Source organism: Roseitranquillus sediminis, from assembly GCF_016918935.1.
Taxonomy (GTDB): Bacteria; Pseudomonadota; Alphaproteobacteria; order Rhodobacterales; family Rhodobacteraceae; genus Roseitranquillus; species Roseitranquillus sediminis.
This window is the reverse complement of the sequence record NZ_JAFFOB010000015.1, coordinates 474,736-498,256: the sequence shown is the minus strand read 5'-3', so window position 1 is coordinate 498,256 and position 23,521 is coordinate 474,736. Positions and strand designations below refer to the sequence as shown.

Here is a 23,521-nt window from a genome sequence, read left to right as displayed (position 1 = left end):
TGCGAAACGGAAGCCGCGCCTCTGCCACAGCCCGCGGAGGGTGTCAAAGGCTTTCGCCGCTGGCGCTGCGGAGTCGGGGCAGCTAGCCTAGGGCTCCTTCGGATCGAGGGATGAAACAGATGGCTGTGACGCTGGAGGGCGATCCGCCGATCGAGATCGCGACGCGCCGGGGAGCGCGCGCGAGGCGGATCAGCCTGCGCGTCTCGCGGCTCGACGGGCGCGTGACACTGACGGTCCCGGTGGGCGTGAGGGAGGCCGAGGCAGTTCGCTTCGCCATGTCGCGCGAACCGTGGCTGCGACGCGTGCTGGCCTCCACGCCGCCGCGCCGCATTCCCGCGCCCGGCCGCACGCTACCGATCGAAGGTCGCGAACTGCCGATCGTCGCCGCGCGGATCCGATGGGCGGGACTGGACGCGGGCGCCGTACTGGTCCCGCAGGGGCAGCCGGCCGGTCCGCCGCTGGCGCAGCTACTCAAGCGCCTCGCGCGCGAGCGGGCGGAGCCACTGGTGACGCGGCATGCCGCTGCGGCACGCAGGCGCTTCGGGCGGATCTCGTTTCGCGACACGCGGTCGCGCTGGGGCTCCTGCTCGTCGGACGGCAACCTGATGTTCTCGTGGCGCCTGCTGATGGCGCCGCCGCATGTGCTGGATTACGTCGTGGCGCACGAGGTTGCGCATCTCGTCCATCTCGACCATTCGCCGAGCTTCTGGCTCGAGACCGGGCGGCTGTTCCCTGACTGGCGCGCCTCGCGCGACTGGCTGCGGCAAAATGGCGACGCCTTGCAGCGTATCGACTTCGGCTGAGCGCACCGCGGCAGGCAGGGGCCACTTTTTCCACAGGCGCAATCGACATAGATCGCGTGCGCGACGTGAGGTGGAGGACGCAATGAGAGCAGATGAGGTTGAGGTGAGTCCGGATGTCGTGCGGGACCCGGTCTGCGGCATGACCTTCAACCCTGACGCGGCCAAGCCGCGCCATGAGCATGAAGGGCATTTCTACCACTTCTGCTCGGCCGGCTGCCGCGAGAGGTTCGTGTCCGAGCCCCGCAAGTACCTCCAGGCCACGGACCCGGTCTGCGGCATGAAGGTCAATCGTTCGGCGGCGAAGCACATGGCGAAGCACCAAGGCGAGCGGTTCTACTTCTGCTCCGCAAGGTGTCAGGAGAGGTTTGAGGCGGAGCCGGAGTCGTACCTCAAGGGCCAACCGACGCCCGAGCCAATGCCGGCGGGCACGATCTACACCTGCCCGATGCACCCGGAGATCGAGCAGGTCGGCCCCGGCGACTGCCCAATCTGCGGCATGGCGCTTGAGCCCAAGGGGGTGCCGACGGGCGACGAGGGGCCGAACCCGGAGCTCGTCGACTTCCGCCGCCGCTTCGCCGTCGGCGCGGCGCTGACGGTCCCGCTCGTCGTCATCGCCATGGGGCCGATGCTGGGCCTGCCCCTGGGCGAGTGGATCGGCGTGCGCACCGCGCGCTGGCTCGAGCTGATCCTGGCGACGCCGGTGGTGCTCTGGTCGGGCTGGCCGTTCCTGGTGCGCGGCTGGCGGTCGTTCCGCACCTGGAACCTCAACATGTTCAGCCTGATCGGCATGGGCGTCGCGGCGGCGTACCTGTTCAGCGTCGTCGCGGTGCTGGCGCCGGGGCTCTTCCCGATGGGCTTCCGCGACCATTCGGGCCAGGTCGGCGTCTACTTTGAGGCGGCGGCGGTGATCGTGACCCTCGTCCTCCTCGGCCAGATCCTCGAGCTGCAGGCGCGCGAGCGGACGGGCTCCGCCATCCGCGCGCTCCTCGACCTCGCCGCCAAGACGGCGCGGATCGTCCGCCCCGACGGCAGCGAGGAGGAGGTGCCGCTCGAGGACGTGCAGGTGGGCGACCGGCTGCGCGTGCGCCCCGGCGACAAGGTGCCGGTCGACGGCGAGGTCGTCGAGGGCCGTTCGTCTGTCGACGAGTCGATGCTGACCGGCGAGCCGGTGCCGGTGGAGAAGGTCGCGGGCGACAAGGTGACGGGCGCCACGATCAACGGCACCGGCAGCCTGGTGATCGAGGCCGAGCGCGTCGGCAAGGACACGATGCTGGCGCAGATCGTTGAGATGGTGGCGAACGCGCAGCGCTCGCGCGCGCCGATCCAGAAGCTCGCCGACAGCGTCGCGGGCTACTTCGTGCCGGCGGTGATCGCGGTCGCCATCGTGGCCTTCCTCGCCTGGTCGGCCTGGGGGCCGAGCCCGGCCTTCGCCTACGCGCTGGTCTCGGCCATCGCGGTGCTGATCATCGCCTGCCCCTGCGCGCTGGGGCTGGCGACGCCGATGTCGATCATGACCGCGACCGGCCGCGGGGCGCAGGCGGGCGTGCTGATCAAGAACGCCGAGGCGCTGGAGACCTTCGCCAAGGTCGACACGCTGATCGTCGACAAGACCGGCACGCTGACCGTCGGCAAGCCCGAGCTGGTTGCGGTGCTGCCCGAAGCCGGCCACGACGAGGCCGAGGTCCTGCGCCTCGCCGCGAGCCTCGAGCGCGGCTCGGAGCATCCGCTGGCCGAGGCGATCGTCCGCGGCGCCGAGGCGCGCGGCGTGGCGCTGGCCGCGGCGACGGACTTCGAGGCGGTGACCGGCAAGGGCGTCAGGGGCACGGTCGACGGCCGCGCGGTGGCGCTGGGCAATGCGGCGATGCTGGAGGAGCTGGGGGTGGCGGCCGCGGCCTCGACCGAGGCCGCCGACGCGCGCCGCGACGAGGGCGAGACGGTGATGTTCGTGGTGGTCGAGGGCGCTGTGGCCGGCCTCGTCAGCGTCGCGGACCCGGTGAAGGAGACCACACCCGCGGCGCTGAAGGCGCTGCACGCGCTCGGCTTCCGCATCGTCATGGCGACGGGCGACAACGAGCGCACCGCGCGGGCCGTCGCCGGCCGCCTCGGCATCGACGAGATCCGCGCCGACGTCCTGCCGGAGGACAAGGCGCGCATCATCCGCGAGATGCAGGACGAGGGCCGGACGGTCGCGATGGCCGGCGACGGCGTCAACGACGCGCCCGCCCTGGCGCAGGCCAACGTGGGCATCGCCATGGGCACCGGCGCCGACGTCGCGATCGAGAGCGCGGGCTTCACGCTGGTCAAGGGCGACCTGAACGGCATCGTGCGGGCGCGGAAGCTCTCGCTCGCGACGATGCGCAACATCCGGCAGAACCTGTTCTTCGCGCTGGTCTACAACGCCGCCGGGGTGCCGGTGGCGGCGGGCATCCTCTACCCGGTCTTCGGCCTTCTGATCTCGCCGATCTTCGCAGCGGCCGCCATGAGCCTCTCCTCGGTCTCGGTCATCGCAAACGCACTACGGCTACGGGGCGTGAAGCTCGACGCGTGAGAAGTAGCGCGCCCCTGCGGAAGGGGCGCGCGGCCTGAAGGCCTTGGCACGCGTCAGATCACGCGGTTCAGGAACTGCCGCGTGCGGGGGTTGCGCGGGTCGTTCAAGACCCGGTCCGGCGGCCCCTCCTCAACGACGACGCCACCGTCCATGAAGATCACCCGGTCAGCCGCTTCGCGCGCGAAGGAGATCTCGTGCGTGACGACGATCATCGTCAGCCCCTCGTCCGCGAGGCCGCGCATCGTTTCAAGGACCTCGCCCACCAGTTCGGGGTCGAGCGCGGAGGTCGGTTCGTCGAAGAGGATCAGCCGCGGCCGGATCGCCAGCGCCCGTGCAATCGCCACCCGCTGCTGCTGACCGCCGGAGAGCTGCCGGGGATAGAAGTTCGCCTTGTCGGCGAGCCCGATGCGCGCGAGCAGTGCCAGCGCCTCCTCCCGCGCCTCCTTGCGGTTGCGGCCGTGAATGCCGACCGGAGCCTCGAGCACGTTCTCGAGCGCGGTCATGTGCGGATAGAGGGCGAAGTGCTGGAACACCATCCCGATCTTGCGGCGCTGGCGCCGCACGACGCTGTCCGGAAGGCGGTGGAGCCGGCCGTCGCGCAGGTCAAAGCCCATCTGCTCGCCGTCGACGAAGACCGCGCCGCTGTCGATCTCCTCCAGCATGTTGATGCAGCGAAGGAGCGTGGACTTGCCGGAGCCAGAGGGGCCGAGAATGGTGACCACTTCGCCGGCCGTTACCTCGATGTCGATGCCCTTCAGAACCTCGTTCGACCCGAAGGACTTGTGGACGTCGAGGATCCGTACGACGGGCGACTGGACGGTCTGCATCATCATTGCGCGGCCTCCTCCGCGTCAGCCTTGCCGCCTACCGGGCCGCGCTCGCTCCGGCCGTAATGGCGCTCGATGAACCCCTGTCCCACGTTCAGGAGCGAAACGATCAGGAGATACCACGTCACCGCGACGAGCAGCAGCGAAATCACCTCGAAGTTGCGGTTGTAGATCGCCTGTACCGAATAGAGCAGGTCGGACATGGCGATGACGCTGACCAGCGACGTCGCCTTGACCATCGAGATGAATTGGTTGCCCGTCGGCGGCACGATCGACCGCATCGCCTGCGGCAGGATGATCCGGCGCAGCGCCCGGCCACGCGACATGCCGAAGGCCTGGCTCGCCTCGACCTGCCCCCGGTCGACCGACAGAAGCCCGCCGCGGATGATCTCGGCCATGTAGGCCGCCTCGTGCAGCGCAAGCCCGAAGATCGCGGCGGTCAGCGGCGAGATGATGGTGTTCGTCTCCCACGCCGCCAGGACCGGGCCGCCGAAGGGGACTGCGATCTGGAACTCGGGGAAGAGCGTCGACATGTTGTACCAGAAGATCAGCTGGACCAGCAGCGGCACGCCCCGGAAGAACCAGAGGAACCCGGCGGCGAAGCCAGAGAGCAGCCGGTCGGGCGACATCCGCATGACGGCGACGAGGAGCCCGAAAAGCACGCCCAGGAACATCGCGACGACGCTGAGGCCGAGCGTCACCGTCAATCCCTGCAGGATATTCGGGTGGAAGAGGTATTCGCCCACCACGTCCCAGCCGAAGTTGGGATTGCGGGCGACGATCAGGATCGCCTGAATGCAGATATAGGCCAGCACCACCCACGCCACGATGCGCCAGACCGGCAGCGGCCGGTGGGCGCGTGCGACGTCGTGCTCGCCCGCGGCCGAGTCGCCGCCCTCTACGGACGGCGACCCGAGGGTGTTGGCGAACGCAGCCATTCTACCAGGTCGAAAGGTTGATGCCGGGCTCGGCCAGCATGTTGTTCTCAAGGCCCCACTTGGTCATGATTGCCTCGTATGTGCCGTTTTCATGCAGCTCCTGCAGGCCGGCGAGCAGGACGGGGCCGAGCGGCGAATCCTTCGACACCACGGCACCCTGGTAGAGGTCCTGAAAGCCGTTGCTCTTGCCGACGCCCGCCAGCTCGAGCTGACCGTCGGACTGCTGCACGAAGTAAGTCAGCGGCGCCTGCGACGAAAAGAACGCGTCCGCCCGATCGGACCGCACGGCCAGGATCGAGGTCGGCTGGTCCGCGTAGGACTGGACCTCGATCGGCTCCCTGCCCTCGTCGACGCACTTCTGCGCCTGTTCGGTGATGACGCGCTCGGCCGAGCCGCCGGCCTGCACCGCGACGCGGGCGCCGCACGCGGTGTCCAGGCCCTCGATCCCGAGCGGATTGCCCGACTGCACCGCGAAGACCACGAATTCCTGCACCCAGTCGACGAAGTCGTTGGCCTCCTGCCGCGACTGGAAGTCGCCCACGGGGCCCATGGCGAACTCGAACCGGTTCGAGCCGATGCCGCTGAGGAGCGCGGGCAGCCCCGCGACCGAAGCGTGACGGATCTCGACGCCCAGAATCTCGCTCAGCGCATGGGCGATGTCGGCGGACGCGCCGGTCACCACGGTCGAGCTCTCGACGAAGTCGTAGGGCGGGAACGAGCCGGAGTTCACCGCGGTCATGTAGCCCTTCTCGCGGATGTTCTCGGGGAGCTGGGCGTGCAGTTCCTCGTTCAGTGTCTGCTGCGGCACGTCGTCCTGCGCGAGGACCGGCGCGGCAAGTCCCGCAGTGGCAAGGGCGGCGGCCCCCAGGATCGAAGCTCGTATGGTCATTTCAGTCTCCCTTTGCGTCATGCAGCGCGGCCTCGAGCATGGCGAGCCCGAAGCGGCGGTTCTTGAGCACGGGCAGGTCCGCCCGCGCCCTGGCGATCCCCTCGGGATCCAGTTCGGCCAGGATCAGCGTCGGTTGGCTGCCTGCCCTGTGGGTCACGACGCCGAGCGGGTCCACTACCATGCTGGCGCCGATGTTGCGTGGTCCGCACTCGCCGACCGCGACTACATAGCAGGTGTTCTCAAGCGCGCGGGCAGTCACGAGGGTCTCCCAGTGGTGCTCCTTGCCAGGGCCGCGAACCCAGGCCGCGGGCAATATCAGGACGTCGGCACCCTGGATCGCGTGATAGCGCGCGAGTTCTGGAAAGCGCACGTCGTAGCAGGTCATCAGGCCCACCTTGAGCCCAGCGATCTCGATCAGGTCGGGGACGAGGTCACCCGGAGCGACATGCTCGGATTCCTGCGCGGCAAAGGCGTCGTAGAGGTGCAGCTTGCGATAGCTCGCCACGATCTGGCCCTTGCGCAGCACGACATGCGTGTTGAAGACCCTGCCGGATCCCTCGGACGGGACATGCAGGCAGAAGGCGATGGCGAGATCCAGAGCCGCGCTGCCCTCGAGCAGTGCGGACATGAAGGGGCCATTGAGTGGCTGCGCCGCCTTGCGCACGATCTCGGGGTCCGCGATGTCGCGCGCCAGGATGCCCTCGGGCAGGACCAGCAGGTCGCACCCTGCCGCACTCGCCCTCCGGACGAGATCGAGGACGATCTCGAGATTGTCCTGCCAGTTGTTCGCGGCAGCGAATTGGCCCAGCGCAACCCTCATGCGCGACGCTCCTCTCGTTCTTCGGCCCGATCGGCCGGAAATACATCCCCAGGGTGCGCGCGGCGCGCGATCAGCCCCTGTGCGTGTGCCGCATCCATGAATGACTGGATCATCGTCGCGTTGGCCGCCAGGCCGCTGGCGTCCCAGCCGGGGCGCAGCAGGCGGCCCGTGCGCAGCAGGTCGTCGAAGAGCCACGGGGTGGTTTCGGCATAACGCTGCCGCTTGGCACTCCAGACGGCGCTGGACTGGTCCATCAGGTCGCTCACCGACTCTGCTAGCCACGGATGATCGCTCGCCAGATCGGCGCGGATGGCCAGCGCGTGGATGCCCGGGACGAAGCCACGGGCACGATAGTATTCGGCCTCCGCACCGACTATGTCGTCAAGCACCGGGCGGAAGGCGGAGTCCGGCGAGAAGAATCCCGCCGGCATGAACGGCGTGAAGACCGCATCGAGCTCCCCCGAGAGCAGCAGGTCCAGCATTGGCCGCTCGCCCGGCACCGGGTCGATCCAGCCGGGCTGCGCGAAAGGCCCGAGCCGGTCCACGATGGGATGCTCCGCGGTGAGGCGGCCGGCGAACCAGCGCACCTGGTCGATCGGCACGCCCGCGGCGACGAGGGCGTCGCGTGTCCAGGTGTTCCCTGAGTCCTGCCAGCCGGTCACGCCGATGCGCGCACCGCGCAGATCTTCCAGCCGCCGCGCCGGATGATCCCGGCGGGTGATGATGCAGCGGTGACGGAAGGCGCGCATGGGAAAGTTCGCGATTCCGCTGTCGGCCGTATGTCCGGCAAGTCTCTGCTGGACGAAGCGGCTGAGGGACACCTCGGCGACATCGAACCCGTCCGTCTCCGACGGCACTCCCGGCAGCGTCTGCACGCGTTCGATGCGCAGGTCGATCCGCGGGTCCGCGATCTCGCCCAGCAGCAGCGGCGTCAGGTGGTCCCAGTCACGCATCGCGATGCGAAGCAGCAGCGCCATCTAGCCTCCGGTTGACGTTCCGGCGCCTGCATTAAATGTTCATGACGTAACGGACAAATGTTTTTATGCTACTGAACATTTACGGACGGCTCGGGTGAAGATCGAGGCAGAGTGGCTGGCGCGACGTCTGCGCGGCAGGGACGCGAAGGGCATTGCCGTGGAAACCGCGCGTCTGGTGCGGAGCGGCGAACTCCCCGTCGGCAGTCGCCTTCCTGCCCTGCGCGACCTGGCGTTCCACACCGGCATCAGCCCCGCCACGATTTCCGGCGCATGGACGGCGCTCCGCCGGCAGAAGGTCCTGACAGGTCGCGGGCGAAACGGCACATGGGTCACCGAGACCGCGATCGGCAACGCCCCGGCGCGGACCGGGCGGATGGGTGCTTATGGCCCCGGTGCGCTGGACCTCAGCCTCGCGGTCCCGGACCCCGCGCTGCTGCCGCCACTGGAAGCGGCCTTGCGCCACGCGGCGACGGGACCAGACCTTAACAGCTATCGCCGCTCGCGGATCGAGCCGAGCCTGCGCGACGCGGTGGAGCCGACCTGGCCCTATCCGCCGAACGCATTGCTGGCGACGAACGGCGGCTACAACGCGGTTTATGCGGCGGTGCACGCGCTGGTGACACCCGGCGACGCCGTGGCCTGCGAAGAACCGACGGCGATCCGGCTGCTCGACATCCTCGAGGACGCCGGCGCACATATCCTGCCGGTCGCGTGCGACGATCGAGGTCCGCTGCCAGAGGCGCTGGATGGCGCACTGGCGCAGCGGCCAGTGCTCTTCCTCTACCAACCCCGGACCCATTCGGTCACCGGACGACACGTGGATGCCGCGCGGATCGCGGAACTGGGGGACTCGCTGAAGGATCAGGCGACCCTTGTGCTGGAGGACGACGGCCTCGGCGACGTCTCGGCCCACCCGTCGCAAAGCCTCGGCGCGCGCTTTCCCGAGCGGGTGATCCACATCCGGTCGCTGTCCAAGTCCTACGGACCCGACCTCCGCCTCGCGGTCATGTCCGCGCCGGAGGACGTGGTCGAGCGGGTGCAGTCCTACCGCCTGTTCAGCGCGGGGTGGACGAGCCGCCTCCTTCAGAACGCGGCCGCGTGGCTTCTGAGTGATCCAGAAACGGCGGCCCGGCTTGACGAGGCGCGTTCGATCTATGCCGCGCGTCGCAGCGCCCTTCTCGACGCGCTGGAGACGCGCGGCATGGCTGCATTCCGCGGCGACGGGCTCTGCTTGTGGCTACCTGTGCCGTCGGAGCCCTTCGCACTGGTCACGCTCGCCGCCCATGGAATCGTGGTGCTGCCGGGCGAAAAGTGCTTCCTGCACGGCGCCGGGCACATCCGGGTCGGAACGAGCATGCTCGCCGACGGCTACGAGCGCGTGGCCGATGCCCTTCTCCTCGCCTCGCGCCCGCACGGGTGACGACGCGACGCGGCGGTCCGGAGCTTAGCCGCTTGGCTCGCCGCGCCTGCGCGCCTATGACGGCGGAGCGTCATCAAGCGAGGAACCCATGGCCCTGAAACCCAAGGACGCCCCCGACCTCGACCGGTTTGTCTGGGAAGACCCGTTCCGGCTGGACGACCAACTGAGCGAGGACGAGCGCATGATGCGCGACGCCGCGCGCGCCTACGCGCAGGATCGCCTGCAGCCGCGCGTGATCGACGCCTACCGGGAAGAGGTCACCGATCCCGACATCTTCCGCGAGATGGGTGAGATGGGGCTGCTCGGCGTGACGGTGCCGGAGGAGTTCGGCGGCCTCGGCGCCTCGTACGTCACCTACGGCCTCGTCGCGCGCGAAATCGAGCGCGTCGACTCGGGCTACCGCAGCATGATGTCGGTGCAATCCTCACTGGTGATGTACCCGATCCACGCCTACGGCTCGGACGAGCAGCGCGCGAAGTACCTGCCAAAGCTGGCGACGGGCGAGCTTATCGGCTGCTTCGGCCTCACCGAGCCAGACGCGGGTTCGGACCCGGCCGGCATGAAGACCGTGGCACGCAAGTCCGACAACGGCTACGTCCTCTCCGGCTCCAAGACCTGGATTTCGAACAGCCCGATCGCCGACGTCTTCGTGGTGTGGGCCAAGTCCGAGGCGCACGAGGGCAAGGTGCGGGGCTTCGTCCTCGACAAGGGCCTCAAGGGCCTATCGGCGCCCAAGATCGGCGGCAAGCTCAGCCTGCGTGCCTCGATTACCGGTCAGATCGTGATGGACGGCGTCGAGGTGGGCGAGGACGCGCTCCTCCCGAACGTCGAGGGGCTCCGGGGGCCGTTTGGCTGCCTCAATCGCGCACGCTACGGCATCAGCTGGGGCGTCATGGGCGCGGCGGAGTTCTGCTTCCACGCCGCACGGCAGTACGGGCTCGACCGGCACCAGTTCAAGCGGCCGATCGCGCAGAACCAGCTCTACCAGCTCAAGCTCGCCAACATGCTGACGGAGATCTCGCTCGGGCTGCAGGCGAGCCTGCGAGTGGGTCGGCTGATGGACGAGGGCCGCGCGGCGCCGGAGATGATCTCGGTCGTGAAGCGCAATAATTGCGGCAAGGCGCTCGACGTGGCGCGGATGGCCCGCGACATGCATGGCGGCAACGGCATCTCGGAGGAGTACCAGGTGATGCGCCACGCCTCGAACCTCGAGACGGTGAACACCTACGAGGGCACGCATGACGTCCACGCGCTCATCGTCGGCCGGGCGATCACCGGGTTGCAGGCGTTCTTCTGATGAGCGCGCCGCTCGAGGGGCTGAAGGTCGTCGAGCTGGCGCGCATCCTGGCGGGGCCCTGGATCGGGCAGACCCTGGCCGACCTCGGCGCCGACGTGCTGAAGGTCGAGGCACCGGCGGGCGACGACACCCGCCGCTGGGGCCCGCCGTTTGTGGAGCGCGAGGGCGATCGCAGCGCCGCCTACTACTACGCCACGAACCGCGGCAAGCGGCTCATGGTCTGCGACTTCGCCGACGCGGGCCAGCTCGCGGCACTCAAGGCCGAGATCGCGGAGGCGGACGTCGTCGTCGAGAACTTCAAGGTTGGCGGCCTGAGACGCTTCGGCCTTGACTATGAAAGCCTCGCCGCGACGAACCCGCGTCTCGTCTACGCCTCGATCACCGGCTTCGGCCAGACTGGTCCCAAGGCGCACCTGCCGGGCTACGACCTGCTGATCCAGGGCGCGTGCGGCATCATGGACCTGACGGGCGAGGCGGAGGGCGACCCTCAGAAGGTCGGCGTCGCCTGGGTCGACATCCTCACCGGGCTCTACGGCGTCATCGGCATCCAGTCTGCGCTTGCGGAACGCGCGCGCAGCGGGATCGGCCAGCATGTCGACCTCGCGCTCATGGACTGCGCGGTCGCGGCGATGGCGAACCAGGCGATGAACTTCCTCGTCACCGGTCGCGCGCCCCGGCGGATGGGCAACGAGCATCCGAACATCGCGCCCTATCAGGTGTTCCCGGCTTCGGACGGCCATGTCATCATCGCCTGTGGCAACGACCGCCAGTTCCAGGCGCTCTGCGCGCACCTCGACCTTCCGGACCTTGCCGCCGATCCCCGGTACGCGACCAACCCGGATCGCGTCGCGCACCGAGAGACGCTGATCCCGATGCTAGCGGCGGCGACGCGGCGCTTCGACCGTGGCGCGCTCGTCGCCCTGCTTGAGGCGGCAGGCGTGCCCGGCGGCCCGATCAACACCGTCGGCGACGCCGTAGTGGACCCGCAGGTGGCGGCCCGGGGCCTCGTCGTGCACCCCGAGGGTATCGCCGGCCTCCGCACGCCTCTCAGCTTCTCTCGCAGCCACCTGACATTGGCCCGCAGCGCCCCGCCGCTTACGACCAAGGGCGGCGACTGAACCTGCCGCAGGTCTCGGCGCGACACCGTGTCATCCCGCCGTAGCGTCGCCGTGCTTGCCCCCGCGAATTCGCGAACATAAGTGGAACGGATGGGCCAGAAAACGCTCGAGCAGAAGCTCGCCATCCTGAGCGATGCCGCCAAATACGACGCCTCCTGCGCGTCGAGCGGCACCGCGCGCCGCGACAGCCGTGATGGCAAGGGCCTCGGCTCGACCGAAGGGTCGGGGATCTGCCACGCCTATGCTCCCGATGGGCGGTGCATCAGCTTGCTCAAGATCCTGATGACGAACTTCTGCATCTACGACTGCGCCTACTGCGTGAACCGCGTGAGCTCGAACGTCGAGCGGGCGCGGTTCAGCGTCGACGAGGTCGTGACGCTGACTCTGGAGTTCTACCGGCGAAACTACATTGAGGGGCTGTTCCTCTCCTCCGGCATCATCCGATCACCCGACACGACGATGGCCGACATGGTGCGCATCGCCCGCACACTTCGGGAGGAGCACAATTTCCGCGGCTACATCCACCTCAAGACCATTCCCGACGCTAGCCCGGAGCTGATCGAGGAGGCAGGCCTCTACGCCGACCGACTCTCCGTGAACATCGAGCTGCCGACCGACGCCAGCGTCCGCAGCTATGCGCCGGAAAAGGATCCGGCGACGATTCGCAAGGCGATGGCGCAGGTCCGCCTCAAAAAGGAGGAGCATCGCGACCGCAGCCATACCGGCAAGCGCCCGCGCCGCTTCGCTCCCGCCGGACAGTCGACGCAGATGATCGTGGGTGCCGACGCCTCGGACGACTTGGCGATTCTCGGCAACGCGCGGCGGCTTTATTCGTCCTATGGACTGAAGCGTGTCTACTACTCGTCCTTCTCCCCCATCCCCGACAGTTCCTCGGCGCTGCCCTTGATACGGCCGCCGCTGCAGCGCGAGCACCGCCTCTATCAAGCCGATTGGCTGCTGCGCTTCTACGGCTTCGAGCTCGAAGAGCTGACAGCGCCTGCGCGGGAAGGGATGCTCGACCTCGACATCGACCCGAAGCTGGCCTGGGCGCTCGCCAACCGGGCGCGGTTTCCGGTGGACGTGAACCGCGCCGAGCGCGAGACGCTGCTGCGCGTGCCGGGCTTCGGAACGAAAACCGTCAATCGCATCCTCACGACGCGCCGCTTCCGCACATTGCGCTACGACGACGTAGTCCGCATGGGCGCCAACATGAAGCAGGCGCGGCCGTTTGTGACGCTCGGCGGCTGGACCCCCGGCAGCTTGACGGACAGCGCGGACCTCAGGTCGCGCTTCGCGCCGCCGCCGGAGCAGCTGCGGCTTTTGTGACGCATCTGCGGAACCGCGGCGTGTCGCGCCGCGTCGAGATCTGCAGATGCGGACGATCACCCTTCCTCCGATAGCGACCGCTGCCGCGTGGCGCGACGCCGCGCGCGGGCTGGCCTCCGCCGCGGTCCCGCCCGAGGCGGTCGACTGGCGCTACGGCAACGCGGCGCCCGGCCTCTTCGACGAGGCGGCGGCGCCACCGACTGCGGGGCGTTTCACTGTTCCCCGCGCCTTCGTCGAACTGGCCGAGCGTGTTTGCTGGCACTCCGACCCCGAGCGCTTCGCCCGCCTCTACGGCGTCCTCTGGCGCCTCCGCGACCAACCCGGCCTGATCCAAGATCGCGGCGACCCGGCGCTGGCAAAGCTGCGACAGATGGAGAAGTCGGTCGGCCGCGACATCCACAAGATGCGTGCGTTCCTGCGCTTTCGCGAAGTCGGTGACTCCAGCGCGCCAAGACGCGCCTTTGCCGCCTGGTTCGAGCCTGAGCACCACATCGTGGAGCCGAACGCCTCGTTCTTCCAGCGCCGCTTCGGCGACATGGACTGGCTGATCGTCACTCCCGACCTCTCGGCGCGGTTCGAGGCTGGACAGCTGACCTTCGAGCCCGGCCGGCCGCGCCCGGACATCCCGGAGGACGCGACCGAGGCGCTCTGGACGACCTACTTCCGCAACATCTTCAACCCTGCGCGCCTGAAGGTGAAGGCGATGCAAGCCGAAATGCCGAAGAAGTACTGGAAGAACATGCCCGAGGCGCGGGAAATCCCCGACCTCATCGCCTCGGCCGAAGAGCGGGCATTGGCGATGCGCGCAGCCACGCCTACGCAGCCGCCCGCCTACGCCCGCGCCATCAAGGAGCGACCCATGCCCGAACAGCAGCCCCCTGCCCCCGACACCCTCGCCGCGCTGCACGAGGCGGCGAGGGGCTGCACCCGCTGCGACCTCTACCGCAACGCGACGCAGGTGGTCGTGGGCGAGGGCTCGACCGATGCCGAGATGATGTTCGTGGGCGAGCAGCCCGGCGACCAGGAGGACCTCGCCGGCCGCCCCTTCGTCGGCCCCGCCGGACGGCTCTTCGACGAGGTCGTGGCGGAGGCGGGGATCGACCGCTCGCGCACCTTCGTGACCAATGCCGTGAAGCACTTCAAGTTCGCGCCGCGCGGCAAGCGGCGCATCCACCAACGACCCGACGCGGGCGAGATCCAGGCCTGCCGCTGGTGGCTGGAGGCCGAGCGGCGGCTGGTGCAGCCGCTCCTGATCGTGGCGCTGGGCGCGACGGCGGCCGAGTCGCTGACGGGCACCGGGAAGGGCATCCTCAAGCGGCGCGGCACAGTAGAGACGGCGTTCGAGAACGTGCCGGTCTTCCTGACGGTGCACCCGTCCTACCTGCTCCGCCTGCCGGACGCCGACCTAAAGGCGCAGGAGCGCGAGCGTTTCCGCCAAGACCTCGCGGCGGCGCAGGCGCACCTGGTGGAGCTGCGCGCGACCTAGGGCGATGCCTTGGCGATGGCCGGGCGGATCTGCCCCTCGAGCGAGCGCTGCGTGATAGGGCCGGCGAAGCGCAGCACGATCCGCCCCTCGCCGTCGATCACGTAGGTTTCCGGAACTCCATAGAGACCCCAGTCAATCGCTGTGCGCCCCGACGCATCCGCCCCTATCGCGGTATAGGGATCGCCAAGCTCCTCAAGGAATGCCTCGGCGTTCTCCGGGTCGTCCTTGTAGTTGATGCCGTAGATCGGCACCCCCTCGCTCGCCAGGAGCTCGAGGTTCGGGTGCTCCGCACGGCAGGGCGCGCACCAGCTCGCCCAGTAGTTCACCAGCTTCACGCCCGGCTCCTGCAGGACGGCGTAGTCGAAGACAGGCCGCTCGCCCAGCGGCTCGAGCGCGATAGCCGGCGCCACCTGCCCCTCGCGCGCCGACGGCAGCGCGTCCGGATCGTCGCGCTGCATGCCGACGAAGAAGACGGCCGCCAGCGCGAGGAAAGCGACCGGGGGCACCAGGACCAGCGCCGACACCCTAGCCACGACCGCGGCCCTCCAACTCGTCGAGCCGCCGCCGCAGCCGGGCCGCCCGCGCGACGCTGGCCCAGACGATCCCGCCAAGCAATATTGCGCTCGCGCCGTAAGCGGTCAGGATTTCCGCCGCGTACTTGCCGAGATCAGGCACTCATTCGCCTCCGCATGGTCAACACGTGCAGCCGCCGCGCCCGCACCTCGGTCCGCGTCCTGAGCAGCACCAGCGCCACGAACAGCATCACAAACCCCGCGATGCAGACCAGCAGCGGAAAGTAGAACACATCTGCCACGTTCTCCTCGGCGTCGAGCGACAGCGATGCGCCCTGGTGCAGGCCCTGGTTCCAGAACAGCACCGCATAACGCGAGAGAACTGCGAAAACCGAGCCGACGAGACAAAGCACGCTGGTGAGGTCGGCGGCCGTGTCCGGATCCTCGATCGCCTCCCAGAGCGCGATGTAGCCGAGGTAGAACAGGAACAGGATCAGGAACGAGGTCAGCCGCGGGTCCCACGCCCACCAGGTGCCCCACATCGGGCTGCCCCAGACGGCGCCGGTCACGAGCGCGACCAGCGTCATCGTCATGCCCACGGGCGCCGCCGCGCGTGCGGCAAGCGCACTGACGTGGTGACGGCGGATCAGCCAGATCAGCGACGCGACCAGCATCATCAACCAGCCGTTAATCGCCATCAGTGCCGAGGGGACGTGCAGGTAGATGATCTTGACCGTCGCGCCCTGCCGGTAGTCGTCGGGCGTGAAGAAGAAGCCCCAGACCAGCCCGACCGCCAGTGCCACGGCAGCCGCAGCGCCGAGCGCCTGCATCGGGCGGCGGCTGGTGGCCATGAACTTGGCAGGATTGGCATATTCCCAGAGCGACATTGGCGATGCTCTATGCGGTTCGACGGGCCGCCTCAAGACACATGGGCGCGACGGCTCAGCGCAGGTTGACCCGGATCGCCGCCGCCGCCGCGAAGGGGATCAGCGCCACGACCCCGGCTGTAATACCGGCCAGCATCAGCACCGGCGTCGCCACGCTCAGCCCCTCGGCTCCGCGCCGCACTGCTTCCGCCCCGAAGATCAGCGTCGGCATGTAGAGCGGAAGCACCAGCAACGACAGGAGGAGACCGCCGCGCCGGAGCCCCACGGTCAGCGCCGCGCCGAACGCGCCGATCATGCTGAGCGCTGGCGTGCCGAGCGCCAGCGTCGCCACCAGCCACGGCTGCCCCTCGCCCGGCAGCCCCAGCAGCAGCCCGAAGAGCGGCGCGGCCAGCGTCAGCGGCAGGCCCGTCGTCACCCAGTGCGCCGCCGCCTTGGCCGCGACCAGCCCCTCGAGCGGCAGCGGAGACGTCGCCAGCAGGTCGAGCGAGCCGTCCTCAAGGTCGAGCGCGAAGATCCGGTCGAGCGACAGGAGCGACGAGAGCAGCGCCCCGACCCAAAGGATGCCCGGCGCGATCGCCGCCAGCAGGTCCGCCCGCGGCCCCACGGCCAGCGGCACGAGAACGGTAACGATTAGGAAGAACGCCAGCGCGAGGCCGAAGCCGCCGCCGGCCCGCACCGCGAGACGCAGGTCGCGCAGGAAGACGTCTCTCATAAATGCGCCGGATGGATCACGCAAACGCCTCGTCGAACGCGATCGCACGAGAAGGTGCGACGCGATATCGGATCAGGTCGAGTTCCGGCGCCATGATGCCGAGATCGATGTGGGTCGCGATCAGGGCCGACCCGCCAGCGTCCAGATGCCGCCGCAGCGCCTCCACGAAGAGACCCACCGCCCGCGCGTCGAGCGACACCGTCGGCTCGTCGAGCGCCCAGACCGGCCGCGCCACCAGCAGCAGCCGCGCCAGCCCCAGCCGCCGCTTCTGCCCCGCCGAGAGATGCTGCGCCTGCTGTTCGCGCAGGTCGTCCAGCGCGAAGGCCTCCCGTGCCCGCCGTATGTCTTCCGCGCCGTAAATGGCCGCCCAAAAGGCAAGGTTCTCGTCCACCGTCAGCGTCGGCTTCACCGCGTCGGCGTGCGCGGCGTAGGCGACCGCTTCCGGCGGCACTGAGATCGTGCCGGCGAGCGGCGACTGCAGACCAGCGAGCGTCCGCAGCAGCGTCGTCTTGCCCGCCCCGTTGGGGCCGCGCAGGAGCATGAGCTGTCCGATCCCGAGCCTGAACGAAAGGCCGGAGAGTATCGGCAATCCTCCGCGGGCGCAGGCAAGGTCGGTGACGGCAAGCTCCATCCGAGAGCGCTTAGACGATCCGGCGCGGCCGCGAAAGCGGCCCTAGACGGGCATCAGGGCGATGCCGACGCGGCGCCCTTCGGACAGGAGCACGTTGTAGGTCCGGCAGGCCGGCGGCGACGCCATCACCTCGAGGCCCATGCCCGCGGCCTCCACTGCCTCTCGGAAAGCTCGCGGCGGATGCGCGGGCTCCGCACCTGTGCCGAGGAACAGGATGTCCATGGCCTCCGCCAGATCGAGCAGCGGGGCGAGGTCGTCGTAGCCGCCCCAGCGCGTCACACCAGAGGGCAGAACGGCCAGCGGCGCCGCATGCACCGTGCCTGCGATGCGGAAGAAGCCTGGACCGTAGCCGTCGATCGGCAGTGCCCCGGTATAGGTAACCTCGTTCAGGCGCATGTGCGGCACGTAGCGCCAAAGCAGAAATTCGGCAAGCACAGGCATCGCGATGGCCAAGGCGGCTGCGCAGTCGAAGAAGCGGAAGCGCGGAACCGAAGTCGCCTGCCCCGCCCGGACCCGCACCGCCGGGGCTCCTCTGGTGAGGTCAAAAGGCGCACTCCGGCCATTCGGACCGGATCGCCGCCAGCGAAGCCGGACGCCGTTGGCCTTTTCCGCCACCACGGCCGGGCTTCACTGGGATCCTCTGGCCTCGTCAGCATGCTCGAGCGCGATGGTCGTGCGCATAGCCTCGCACACGGCTACCGCAAGCGCGAGATACTCCGAAGATCGGCGCCATCTGCGAGATCGATAGGATACAGCACCGATCTTGCTGCGCATCTTCAAGGAGGCCGCAGCGGCCGGTCGGGCGACTATCGTTCGCGGGCTCAACGCCGAAGGCATCCCGGCGCCGCAGGGCGGCATCTGGTATGCCTCGACGATCCGCGGCGGATCGAAGTTTTGGGGTTCTGCTTCGCAAGTCGATCCGCCAGTCACGCATCGAGACCCGCGTCTTCTCCCGCCTGCGGAGCTGGCTGCTGACATCGGACCTCTCCGCCGCGTCCGATCGGGCCGCCTCCGAACTCGTCCACTCGGCCCCCGCGCTCCTCGCCGCGCTCTTCAAGAAGATCCTGCTCAATCCAGCCAGCATCGCAGTCGACGGCCTTGCGACCTAGACAAAGGCCGGGCGCGCAAAGCGCCGCGACCCGTCAGGCATCGACGTTGGCAAACTGGTTCCCCTGATTGGCGTCGGGCTTTGACCAGTCGCGCTTCACGCCGAGCATCAGGACGATGTTCTTGGCCACGTAGACGGTGGAGTAGGTGCCGATTATCACACCCCAGAAGATTGCGAAGACGAAACCGCGGATCACGTCGCCGCCGAAGATCAGGAGCGGCAGCAGCGCCAGCAACGTCGTTCCCGAAGTCATGACGGTGCGCGACAACGTCTCGTTGGTCGAAAGGTTCAGCAGGTCGCGCAGCGGCATCTTCTTGTATTTGCGCAGGTTCTCGCGGACGCGGTCGAAGATGACTACGGTGTCGTTGATCGAGTAGCCGATGATCGTGAGCAGAGCGGCGATGGTCGCGAGGTCGAAGCGGATCTGCAGCAGCGAGAAGACGCCGATCGTCACGATGACGTCGTGGAAGAGCGCCGCCACGGCGCCGACCGAGAACTGCCACTCGAACCTCAACCAGATGTAGATAAGGATCAGGATCATGGCTGCGCCCACCGCGATGAAGGCGGTCCGGATCAGTTCGCCCGAAACCTTCGGCCCCACCGACTCGACCGAGGGGAAGGTGATCGAGGGATCGACCGTCTGCAGCGCCGCCTCGACGTCGGATATCGTCTGCGCCGAAACGCTCTCCTGGTCCTCCTGCGCCTGGATGCGGACCATCGCGACGTTGCGTTCGTCGCCAAAGGTCGGGTCGAAGACCTCGGTTATCGTAACGTCACCCAGGTTCAGCGGCTGCAGTGCGCTGCGATAGACCCCGACGTCTACCGCCTGCGTGGATTCGGTGCGGATGGTGGTGCCGCCCCGAAAGTCGATCCCGAAGTTGAGCCCCATCGTCAGCCACAGGACAAGTGATAGCAGCATCGCGATCAGCGAGCCGCCGAAGGTCACCTTGGCGTAGCGGAAGAAGTCGATGCGGGTCTCGTTCGGAACCAGTCTCAGGCGCATGTGCTCAGACCTCCAATGTCCTGGGACGGCGGCGCTCGAACCACATCACGATGATGACCCGCGTCACGTAAACGGCGGTGAAGACCGAGGTGATGAGACCGATTGCCAGCGTGACGGCGAAGCCGCGCACGGGGCCGGAGCCGAGAATGAAGAGTATCGCCGCGATCAGAAAGGTCGTGAGATTCGCGTCGATGATGGCCGAGAGCGCGCGCTCGTAGCCGAGCTGGATCGCCCGCGCCGGCCCCCGCGCGCTCTTCATCTCCTCGCGAATCCGCTCGAAGACCAGTACGTTCGCGTCGACCGCCATGCCGATGGTGAGGACGATGCCTGCGATGCCCGGCAGCGTCAGCGTCGCGCCGATGGCCGAGAGCACGCCAAAGATCAGCGCGATGTTCAGAAGCAGCGCCACGTCTGCGATGATGCCGAAGAGGCCGTAACTCAGCGCCATGAAGAGCAGAACCGCCCCGAGCGCGACGAGCGCGGCGATTCGGCCCGCGTCGATGCTGTCCTGCCCGAGCTCGGGGCCGATCGTGCGCTCCTCGAGGAAGGTCATCTCCGCGGGCAGCGCGCCGGCGCGCAAGAGGACCGCAAGCTGGGTCGATTCCTCTACGGTGAACTGGCCGGTGATGATGCCGGAGCCACCGGGGATGTGGCTCTGGATGACGGGGGCCGAGATCACCTCCTCGTCGAGCACGATGGCGAAGGGCGATCCGATGTTCTCGGCCGTATAATCGCCGAACCGCCGTGCGCCCTGGGGGTTGAACCGGAAGCTCACGGCGGGCCGGCCGTTCTGGTCGAAACTCGGCTGCGCATCCACCAGCTCCTCGCCGGACACCACCGGCGACGGCTCGAGGATGTAGTAGGTGCCGGGCTCGTCCATCGACGGATGGACGACGTTGCGCCCCTCGACCGGGGCGTCGGGATCGCCGGTGCGGCCGACGACTGGGTGGAACGTCAGGCGCGCGGTCGTGCCGATGAGGTTCTTCAGCTCCTCGGCCGAGCCGATCCCCGGCACCTGGATCAGGATGCGGTCGTCGCCCTGGCGCTGGATCGTCGGCTCACGGGTGCCGACCTCATCGACGCGGCGGCGGATGATCTCGAGCGACTGGCGCAGCGTGCGCTCGTCCGTCGCCCGCTGCTCGTCCTCGCTCAGCGTCACCACCAGCTCGTCGCCCTGCCCCGCAACCGCAATGTCGCTGCCACCGACGCCGGTGAGCGAGACGATAGGCCGGGCGAGGTCGCGCACGACTTCCAGCGCGCGCGGCATGCCCTCGGCGCGCGAGATTTGCACCCTGAGCTCGCTTCCCGGCGAGGGCTGGCGGCGGATCGTGCCAACCACCTCACGCTCGTCGCGCAGCGCGTCGCGCACTTCGGGCCAGAAGCCGTCGAGGCGGTCGGCGTAGACGTCCTCAAGATGCACCTCGGCGAGGAGGTGCGCCCCTCCGCGCAGGTCGAGGCCGAGATTAACCAGACCCGACGGCATCCAGTCAGGCCAGCTCTCCGCCGCGGTTAGCCGCTCGGGCGTGGCACCTTGCTGCTCGATCGCCTGGACGGCGTCGTTGTGCGCCTCGACCCGTTCGTAGAACAGGTTTGGCAGCGCCAGCATGAGACCGAGCGCCACGAGGCCCCAGATGACCACCCGCTTCCAGAGGGGGATGTCCAGCATGGCGTTCAGCTCGCCGCCGGTTCCGTCTTGTTCAGCACCTGCGCCACGGTCGAGCGCACCACGCGAACGCGCACGCCCTCGGCCACCTCGACCTCGAGCTCGCCGTCGTCCTTGACCTTGCTGACCTTGCCGATGATGCCGCCCTGAGTGACGATCTGGTCACCGCGCCGCAGCGCCGCCACCATCTTCTGATGCTCCTTCACCCGCTTCTGCTGGGGGCGGATCAGGAGGAAGTACATGATCGCGAAGATCAGGATCAGCGGCACGAAGGAGGCGATGGCCCCTCCGGCGCCACCAGCCGCCTGGGCATAGGCCGGCGTTGCAAGCATCTGAGTGTCCTTGGTCAGCTTCGGGCGGAGGGTTCCGCAAATTGGCGCGCACCCTATAAGCGGGGATTCTGGTTGGCAAGCGACGCTCCTGCGGCATCCGCGACATCACCCGATCGTGCGCGCATGTCGGACCTTGTACAGCGACAGGAAGATTCCCGGTTCAAAATGCTGGCGCCTTTCGCCATAGGTCTCGCGACGACGCCCGAGCCCCGAGGAAGTGCCATGCACGACATCCGCGCGATCCGCGAGAACCCCGCTGCCTTCGACGCCGCCATGGCGCGGCGCGGGCTGTCGGGTGTGTCGGCGGAGCTTCTGGCGATGGACGAGGCGCGGCGGGCGAGGATCACCGCGGCGGAGACGGCGCAGGCCGAGCGAAACGCGGCTTCGAAGCAGGTGGGCGCGGCCAAGGCGCGTGGCGACGATGCTGAGTTCCAGCGCCTGCGAGATCTCGTGGCCGCGAAGAAGGACGAGATCGCCCGCCTCGAGGACGAGGCGCGGGCGGAGGATGCCCAGCTCCGCGACGCGCTGCTCGCCCTGCCGAACCTGCCGTTGCCGCAGGTGCCCGACGGGGAGGACGAGGCCGACAACGTCGAGATCCGGCGGCATGGCACGCCACGCACGATGGACTTCACGCCGCGCGAACACTTCGCCCTTCCGGCGGTGGAGATCGGGATGGACTTCGCCACGGCGGCGAAGATCTCCGGCGCCCGCTTCGTCATTCTCTCGGGAGCGGTGGCGCGGCTGCACAGGGCATTGGCGCAGTTCATGCTCGACGTCCATGTCGCCGAGAACGGGCTGACGGAGACATGGACTCCGGTGCTGGTGCGCGACGAGGCGATGCTGGGTACGGGCCAGCTGCCCAAGTTCGGCGAGGACAGCTACCAGACGCGCGAGGGCTGGTGGCTGGTTCCGACCGCCGAGGTGACGCTGACCAATATCGTCTCCGACACGATCGTCGAGGAGAGCTATCTGCCGCGCCGCTACGTTGCCCACACCCAGTGCTTCCGCTCCGAGGCGGGAAGCGCGGGGCGCGACACGGCGGGAATGCTGCGGCAGCACCAGTTCGAGAAGGTCGAGATGGTGTCAGTCGTGCGCGACGAGGCTGCCGGCCTCGCGGAGCACGAGCGGATGACCCGCTGCGCCGAGGGCATTCTCGAGCGGCTGGGTCTGCCCTATCGCACAGTCGCGCTTTGCACCGGCGACATGGGCGCGGGCGCGCGGATCACCCACGACATCGAGGTCTGGCTGCCGGGGCAGGATGCCTACCGCGAGATCAGCTCCGTCAGCTATTGCGGCGACTGGCAGGCGCGGCGGATGAACGCGCGCTTCCGTCCCGAAGGCGGCGGTCGGCCAGAGTACCTGCATACGCTGAACGGCTCCGGCCTCGCCGTGGGGCGGACGCTGATCGCGGTGCTGGAGAACGGCCAACGCGCGGATGGCTCGGTCGACCTGCCCGAGGCACTGCACGGCCGGCTCGGCGCCACGCGGCTCGATGCCCGCGGCGAACTGGTCTGAGGCGGGGCGGATGTCGCGGGCGGCCCTTGTTCTCGTCGGTGCGGTCGCTTTCGCGCTTTCGCCCCTGCTCTTCGGCGGGTTCGGGGGATTTCCGCCCGATCGCTACCCGGTGCCGCAGGTCGATCCGCCGGTGCAGCCCGTCGGGTGGGCGTTCTCGATCTGGGGTATCATCTATTTTTGGCTGATCGTCCATGCGGCCGTCGGCGCAATCACGCGGGCCGGGGCCGAGGACTGGCAGCCGACGCGCTGGCCGCTCCTCGTGGCGCTCGGCGTCGGCGCGATCTGGATCCCTGTGGCGCAGCGGAGCCCGGTCCTCGCGACGCTCCTCATCCTCGTCATGCTGGGGGGCGCGGTGACGGCGCTGCTGAAGGCGCCGATGCGCGACGAGTTGCTGGCGGAGGCGCCGCTCGGGCTCTTCGCCGGATGGCTGACGGCGGCTACGGCGGTGTCGCTGGGCCTGCTGGCGGCGGGCTATGGCGTGCTTGGCGCGACTTGGGCCGCCGTCGCGGCACTGGTTTTGGCGGCCGTCGCAGCGGCGTTCGTCCTCTCCGCGCGGCCTTCGGTCGCCTGTGCGTTGGCGGTGGCTTGGGCGTTTCTGGGCATCGTAGTGCAGAATGCCGGAACGAACACGCTTGTCATGATCTTGGCGGCGGCGGGGATGCTCGCTGTCCCTGCCTTCGCCCTGTGGCGCAGGCGAGGCTGAGGAGAG

At 68.6% G+C, this 23,521-nt stretch carries 24 protein-coding genes; 10 read left to right on the top strand and 14 right to left on the bottom strand.

Annotated elements, in window-relative coordinates; all coding sequences use genetic code 11:
• The first annotated feature begins 119 nt into the window (after positions 1 to 119).
• Complete coding sequence (locus tag JM664_RS10575; RefSeq protein ID WP_227419865.1) at positions 120 to 803, top strand: M48 family metallopeptidase; 684 nt, start codon at positions 120 to 122, stop codon at positions 801 to 803.
• Positions 804 to 885: 82 nt separating this feature from the next.
• Entirely contained in the window at positions 886 to 3,351 is a 2,466-nt protein-coding gene (locus tag JM664_RS10570) for a heavy metal translocating P-type ATPase (protein WP_227419864.1), read from the top strand.
• Positions 3,352 to 3,404: 53 nt separating this feature from the next.
• Here JM664_RS10570 and JM664_RS10565 read toward each other — a convergent pair whose 3' ends face one another.
• Genes JM664_RS10565 through JM664_RS10545 form a run of 5 tightly spaced genes read right to left on the bottom strand, consistent with a single transcriptional unit; the run spans position 3,405 to position 7,802 of the window.
• Positions 3,405 to 4,184, bottom strand: coding sequence for an amino acid ABC transporter ATP-binding protein (locus JM664_RS10565; protein ID WP_319637526.1), 780 nt, complete (start codon positions 4,182 to 4,184; stop codon positions 3,405 to 3,407).
• Positions 4,181 to 5,116, bottom strand: coding sequence for an amino acid ABC transporter permease (locus tag JM664_RS10560; RefSeq protein ID WP_227419863.1), 936 nt, complete (start codon positions 5,114 to 5,116; stop codon positions 4,181 to 4,183). Before JM664_RS10560 ends, JM664_RS10565 begins: the two co-directional genes overlap by 4 nt.
• Position 5,117: 1 nt before the next feature.
• Positions 5,118 to 6,005: an ABC transporter substrate-binding protein gene (locus JM664_RS10555; RefSeq protein WP_227419862.1), complete on the bottom strand. Its 888-nt coding sequence runs from the start codon at positions 6,003 to 6,005 to the stop codon at positions 5,118 to 5,120.
• Between the two features lies 1 nt (position 6,006).
• Positions 6,007 to 6,825, bottom strand: a complete 819-nt coding sequence (locus JM664_RS10550; protein WP_227419861.1) for a deaminated glutathione amidase — start codon at positions 6,823 to 6,825, stop codon at positions 6,007 to 6,009.
• On the bottom strand, positions 6,822 to 7,802 hold the full coding sequence (locus JM664_RS10545; protein ID WP_227419860.1) for a substrate-binding domain-containing protein: 981 nt from the start codon (positions 7,800 to 7,802) through the stop codon (positions 6,822 to 6,824). Before JM664_RS10545 ends, JM664_RS10550 begins: the two co-directional genes overlap by 4 nt.
• A gap of 94 nt (positions 7,803 to 7,896) precedes the next feature.
• Here JM664_RS10545 and JM664_RS10540 point away from each other — a divergent pair, with 94 nt between their 5' ends.
• From JM664_RS10540 to JM664_RS10520, 5 genes are all read left to right on the top strand, one after another.
• Positions 7,897 to 9,222, top strand: a complete 1,326-nt coding sequence (locus JM664_RS10540; RefSeq protein WP_227419859.1) for an aminotransferase-like domain-containing protein — start codon at positions 7,897 to 7,899, stop codon at positions 9,220 to 9,222.
• An 88-nt stretch (positions 9,223 to 9,310) separates the two neighbouring features.
• Entirely contained in the window at positions 9,311 to 10,519 is a 1,209-nt protein-coding gene (locus tag JM664_RS10535) for an acyl-CoA dehydrogenase (RefSeq protein WP_227419858.1), read from the top strand.
• Positions 10,519 to 11,637, top strand: a complete 1,119-nt coding sequence (locus JM664_RS10530; RefSeq protein WP_227419857.1) for a CaiB/BaiF CoA transferase family protein — start codon at positions 10,519 to 10,521, stop codon at positions 11,635 to 11,637. Before JM664_RS10535 ends, JM664_RS10530 begins: the two co-directional genes overlap by 1 nt.
• Positions 11,638 to 11,727: 90 nt before the next feature.
• Complete coding sequence (locus JM664_RS10525) at positions 11,728 to 12,963, top strand: putative DNA modification/repair radical SAM protein (protein ID WP_227419856.1); 1,236 nt, start codon at positions 11,728 to 11,730, stop codon at positions 12,961 to 12,963.
• A gap of 46 nt (positions 12,964 to 13,009) precedes the next feature.
• The gene (locus JM664_RS10520; RefSeq protein WP_227419855.1) at positions 13,010 to 14,449 is read left to right on the top strand and encodes a UdgX family uracil-DNA binding protein; all 1,440 of its coding nucleotides are present in this window, start codon (positions 13,010 to 13,012) and stop codon (positions 14,447 to 14,449) included.
• Here JM664_RS10520 and JM664_RS10515 read toward each other — a convergent pair.
• From JM664_RS10515 to JM664_RS10490, 6 genes are read right to left on the bottom strand one after another with little or no spacing between them, the layout of a single operon-like run.
• Positions 14,446 to 14,982 (bottom strand): DsbE family thiol:disulfide interchange protein, encoded by a 537-nt coding sequence (locus tag JM664_RS10515; RefSeq protein ID WP_227419854.1) that lies wholly within the window; start codon positions 14,980 to 14,982, stop codon positions 14,446 to 14,448. The two genes, JM664_RS10520 and JM664_RS10515, sit on opposite strands and share 4 nt — an antisense overlap.
• Positions 14,975 to 15,124: a heme exporter protein CcmD gene (ccmD, locus tag JM664_RS10510; RefSeq protein WP_227419853.1), complete on the bottom strand. Its 150-nt coding sequence runs from the start codon at positions 15,122 to 15,124 to the stop codon at positions 14,975 to 14,977. Before ccmD ends, JM664_RS10515 begins: the two co-directional genes overlap by 8 nt.
• Entirely contained in the window at positions 15,117 to 15,848 is a 732-nt protein-coding gene (locus JM664_RS10505; RefSeq protein WP_227419852.1) for a heme ABC transporter permease, read from the bottom strand. Before JM664_RS10505 ends, ccmD begins: the two co-directional genes overlap by 8 nt.
• Before the next feature lie 55 nt (positions 15,849 to 15,903).
• Positions 15,904 to 16,560, bottom strand: coding sequence for a heme exporter protein CcmB (gene ccmB / locus JM664_RS10500; RefSeq protein WP_227419851.1), 657 nt, complete (start codon positions 16,558 to 16,560; stop codon positions 15,904 to 15,906).
• Positions 16,561 to 16,576: 16 nt separating this feature from the next.
• Entirely contained in the window at positions 16,577 to 17,191 is a 615-nt protein-coding gene (gene ccmA / locus JM664_RS10495) for a heme ABC exporter ATP-binding protein CcmA (protein ID WP_227419850.1), read from the bottom strand.
• A 42-nt stretch (positions 17,192 to 17,233) separates the two neighbouring features.
• Positions 17,234 to 17,587 (bottom strand): Mth938-like domain-containing protein, encoded by a 354-nt coding sequence (locus JM664_RS10490; RefSeq protein WP_227419968.1) that lies wholly within the window; start codon positions 17,585 to 17,587, stop codon positions 17,234 to 17,236.
• A gap of 467 nt (positions 17,588 to 18,054) precedes the next feature.
• Here JM664_RS10490 and JM664_RS10485 point away from each other — a divergent pair, with 467 nt between their 5' ends.
• Positions 18,055 to 18,300, top strand: a complete 246-nt coding sequence (locus JM664_RS10485) for a hypothetical protein (protein ID WP_227419849.1) — start codon at positions 18,055 to 18,057, stop codon at positions 18,298 to 18,300.
• A 33-nt stretch (positions 18,301 to 18,333) separates the two neighbouring features.
• Here JM664_RS10485 and secF read toward each other — a convergent pair whose 3' ends face one another.
• Genes secF through yajC form a run of 3 tightly spaced genes read right to left on the bottom strand, consistent with a single transcriptional unit; the run spans position 18,334 to position 21,297 of the window.
• Positions 18,334 to 19,302, bottom strand: coding sequence for a protein translocase subunit SecF (secF, locus tag JM664_RS10480; RefSeq protein ID WP_227419848.1), 969 nt, complete (start codon positions 19,300 to 19,302; stop codon positions 18,334 to 18,336).
• Positions 19,303 to 19,306: 4 nt separating this feature from the next.
• Entirely contained in the window at positions 19,307 to 20,968 is a 1,662-nt protein-coding gene (gene secD, locus JM664_RS10475) for a protein translocase subunit SecD (protein WP_227419847.1), read from the bottom strand.
• A gap of 5 nt (positions 20,969 to 20,973) precedes the next feature.
• Positions 20,974 to 21,297, bottom strand: coding sequence for a preprotein translocase subunit YajC (yajC, locus tag JM664_RS10470; RefSeq protein WP_227419846.1), 324 nt, complete (start codon positions 21,295 to 21,297; stop codon positions 20,974 to 20,976).
• Positions 21,298 to 21,519: 222 nt separating this feature from the next.
• Between yajC and serS the strand changes: the two genes are divergently transcribed.
• Together serS and JM664_RS10460 are read left to right on the top strand one after the other, a co-directional pair.
• Entirely contained in the window at positions 21,520 to 22,812 is a 1,293-nt protein-coding gene (serS, locus tag JM664_RS10465; RefSeq protein ID WP_227419845.1) for a serine--tRNA ligase, read from the top strand.
• 10 nt (positions 22,813 to 22,822) lie between these two features.
• Positions 22,823 to 23,515, top strand: a complete 693-nt coding sequence (locus JM664_RS10460; RefSeq protein ID WP_227419844.1) for a tryptophan-rich sensory protein — start codon at positions 22,823 to 22,825, stop codon at positions 23,513 to 23,515.
• Positions 23,516 to 23,521: the final 6 nt, after the last annotated feature.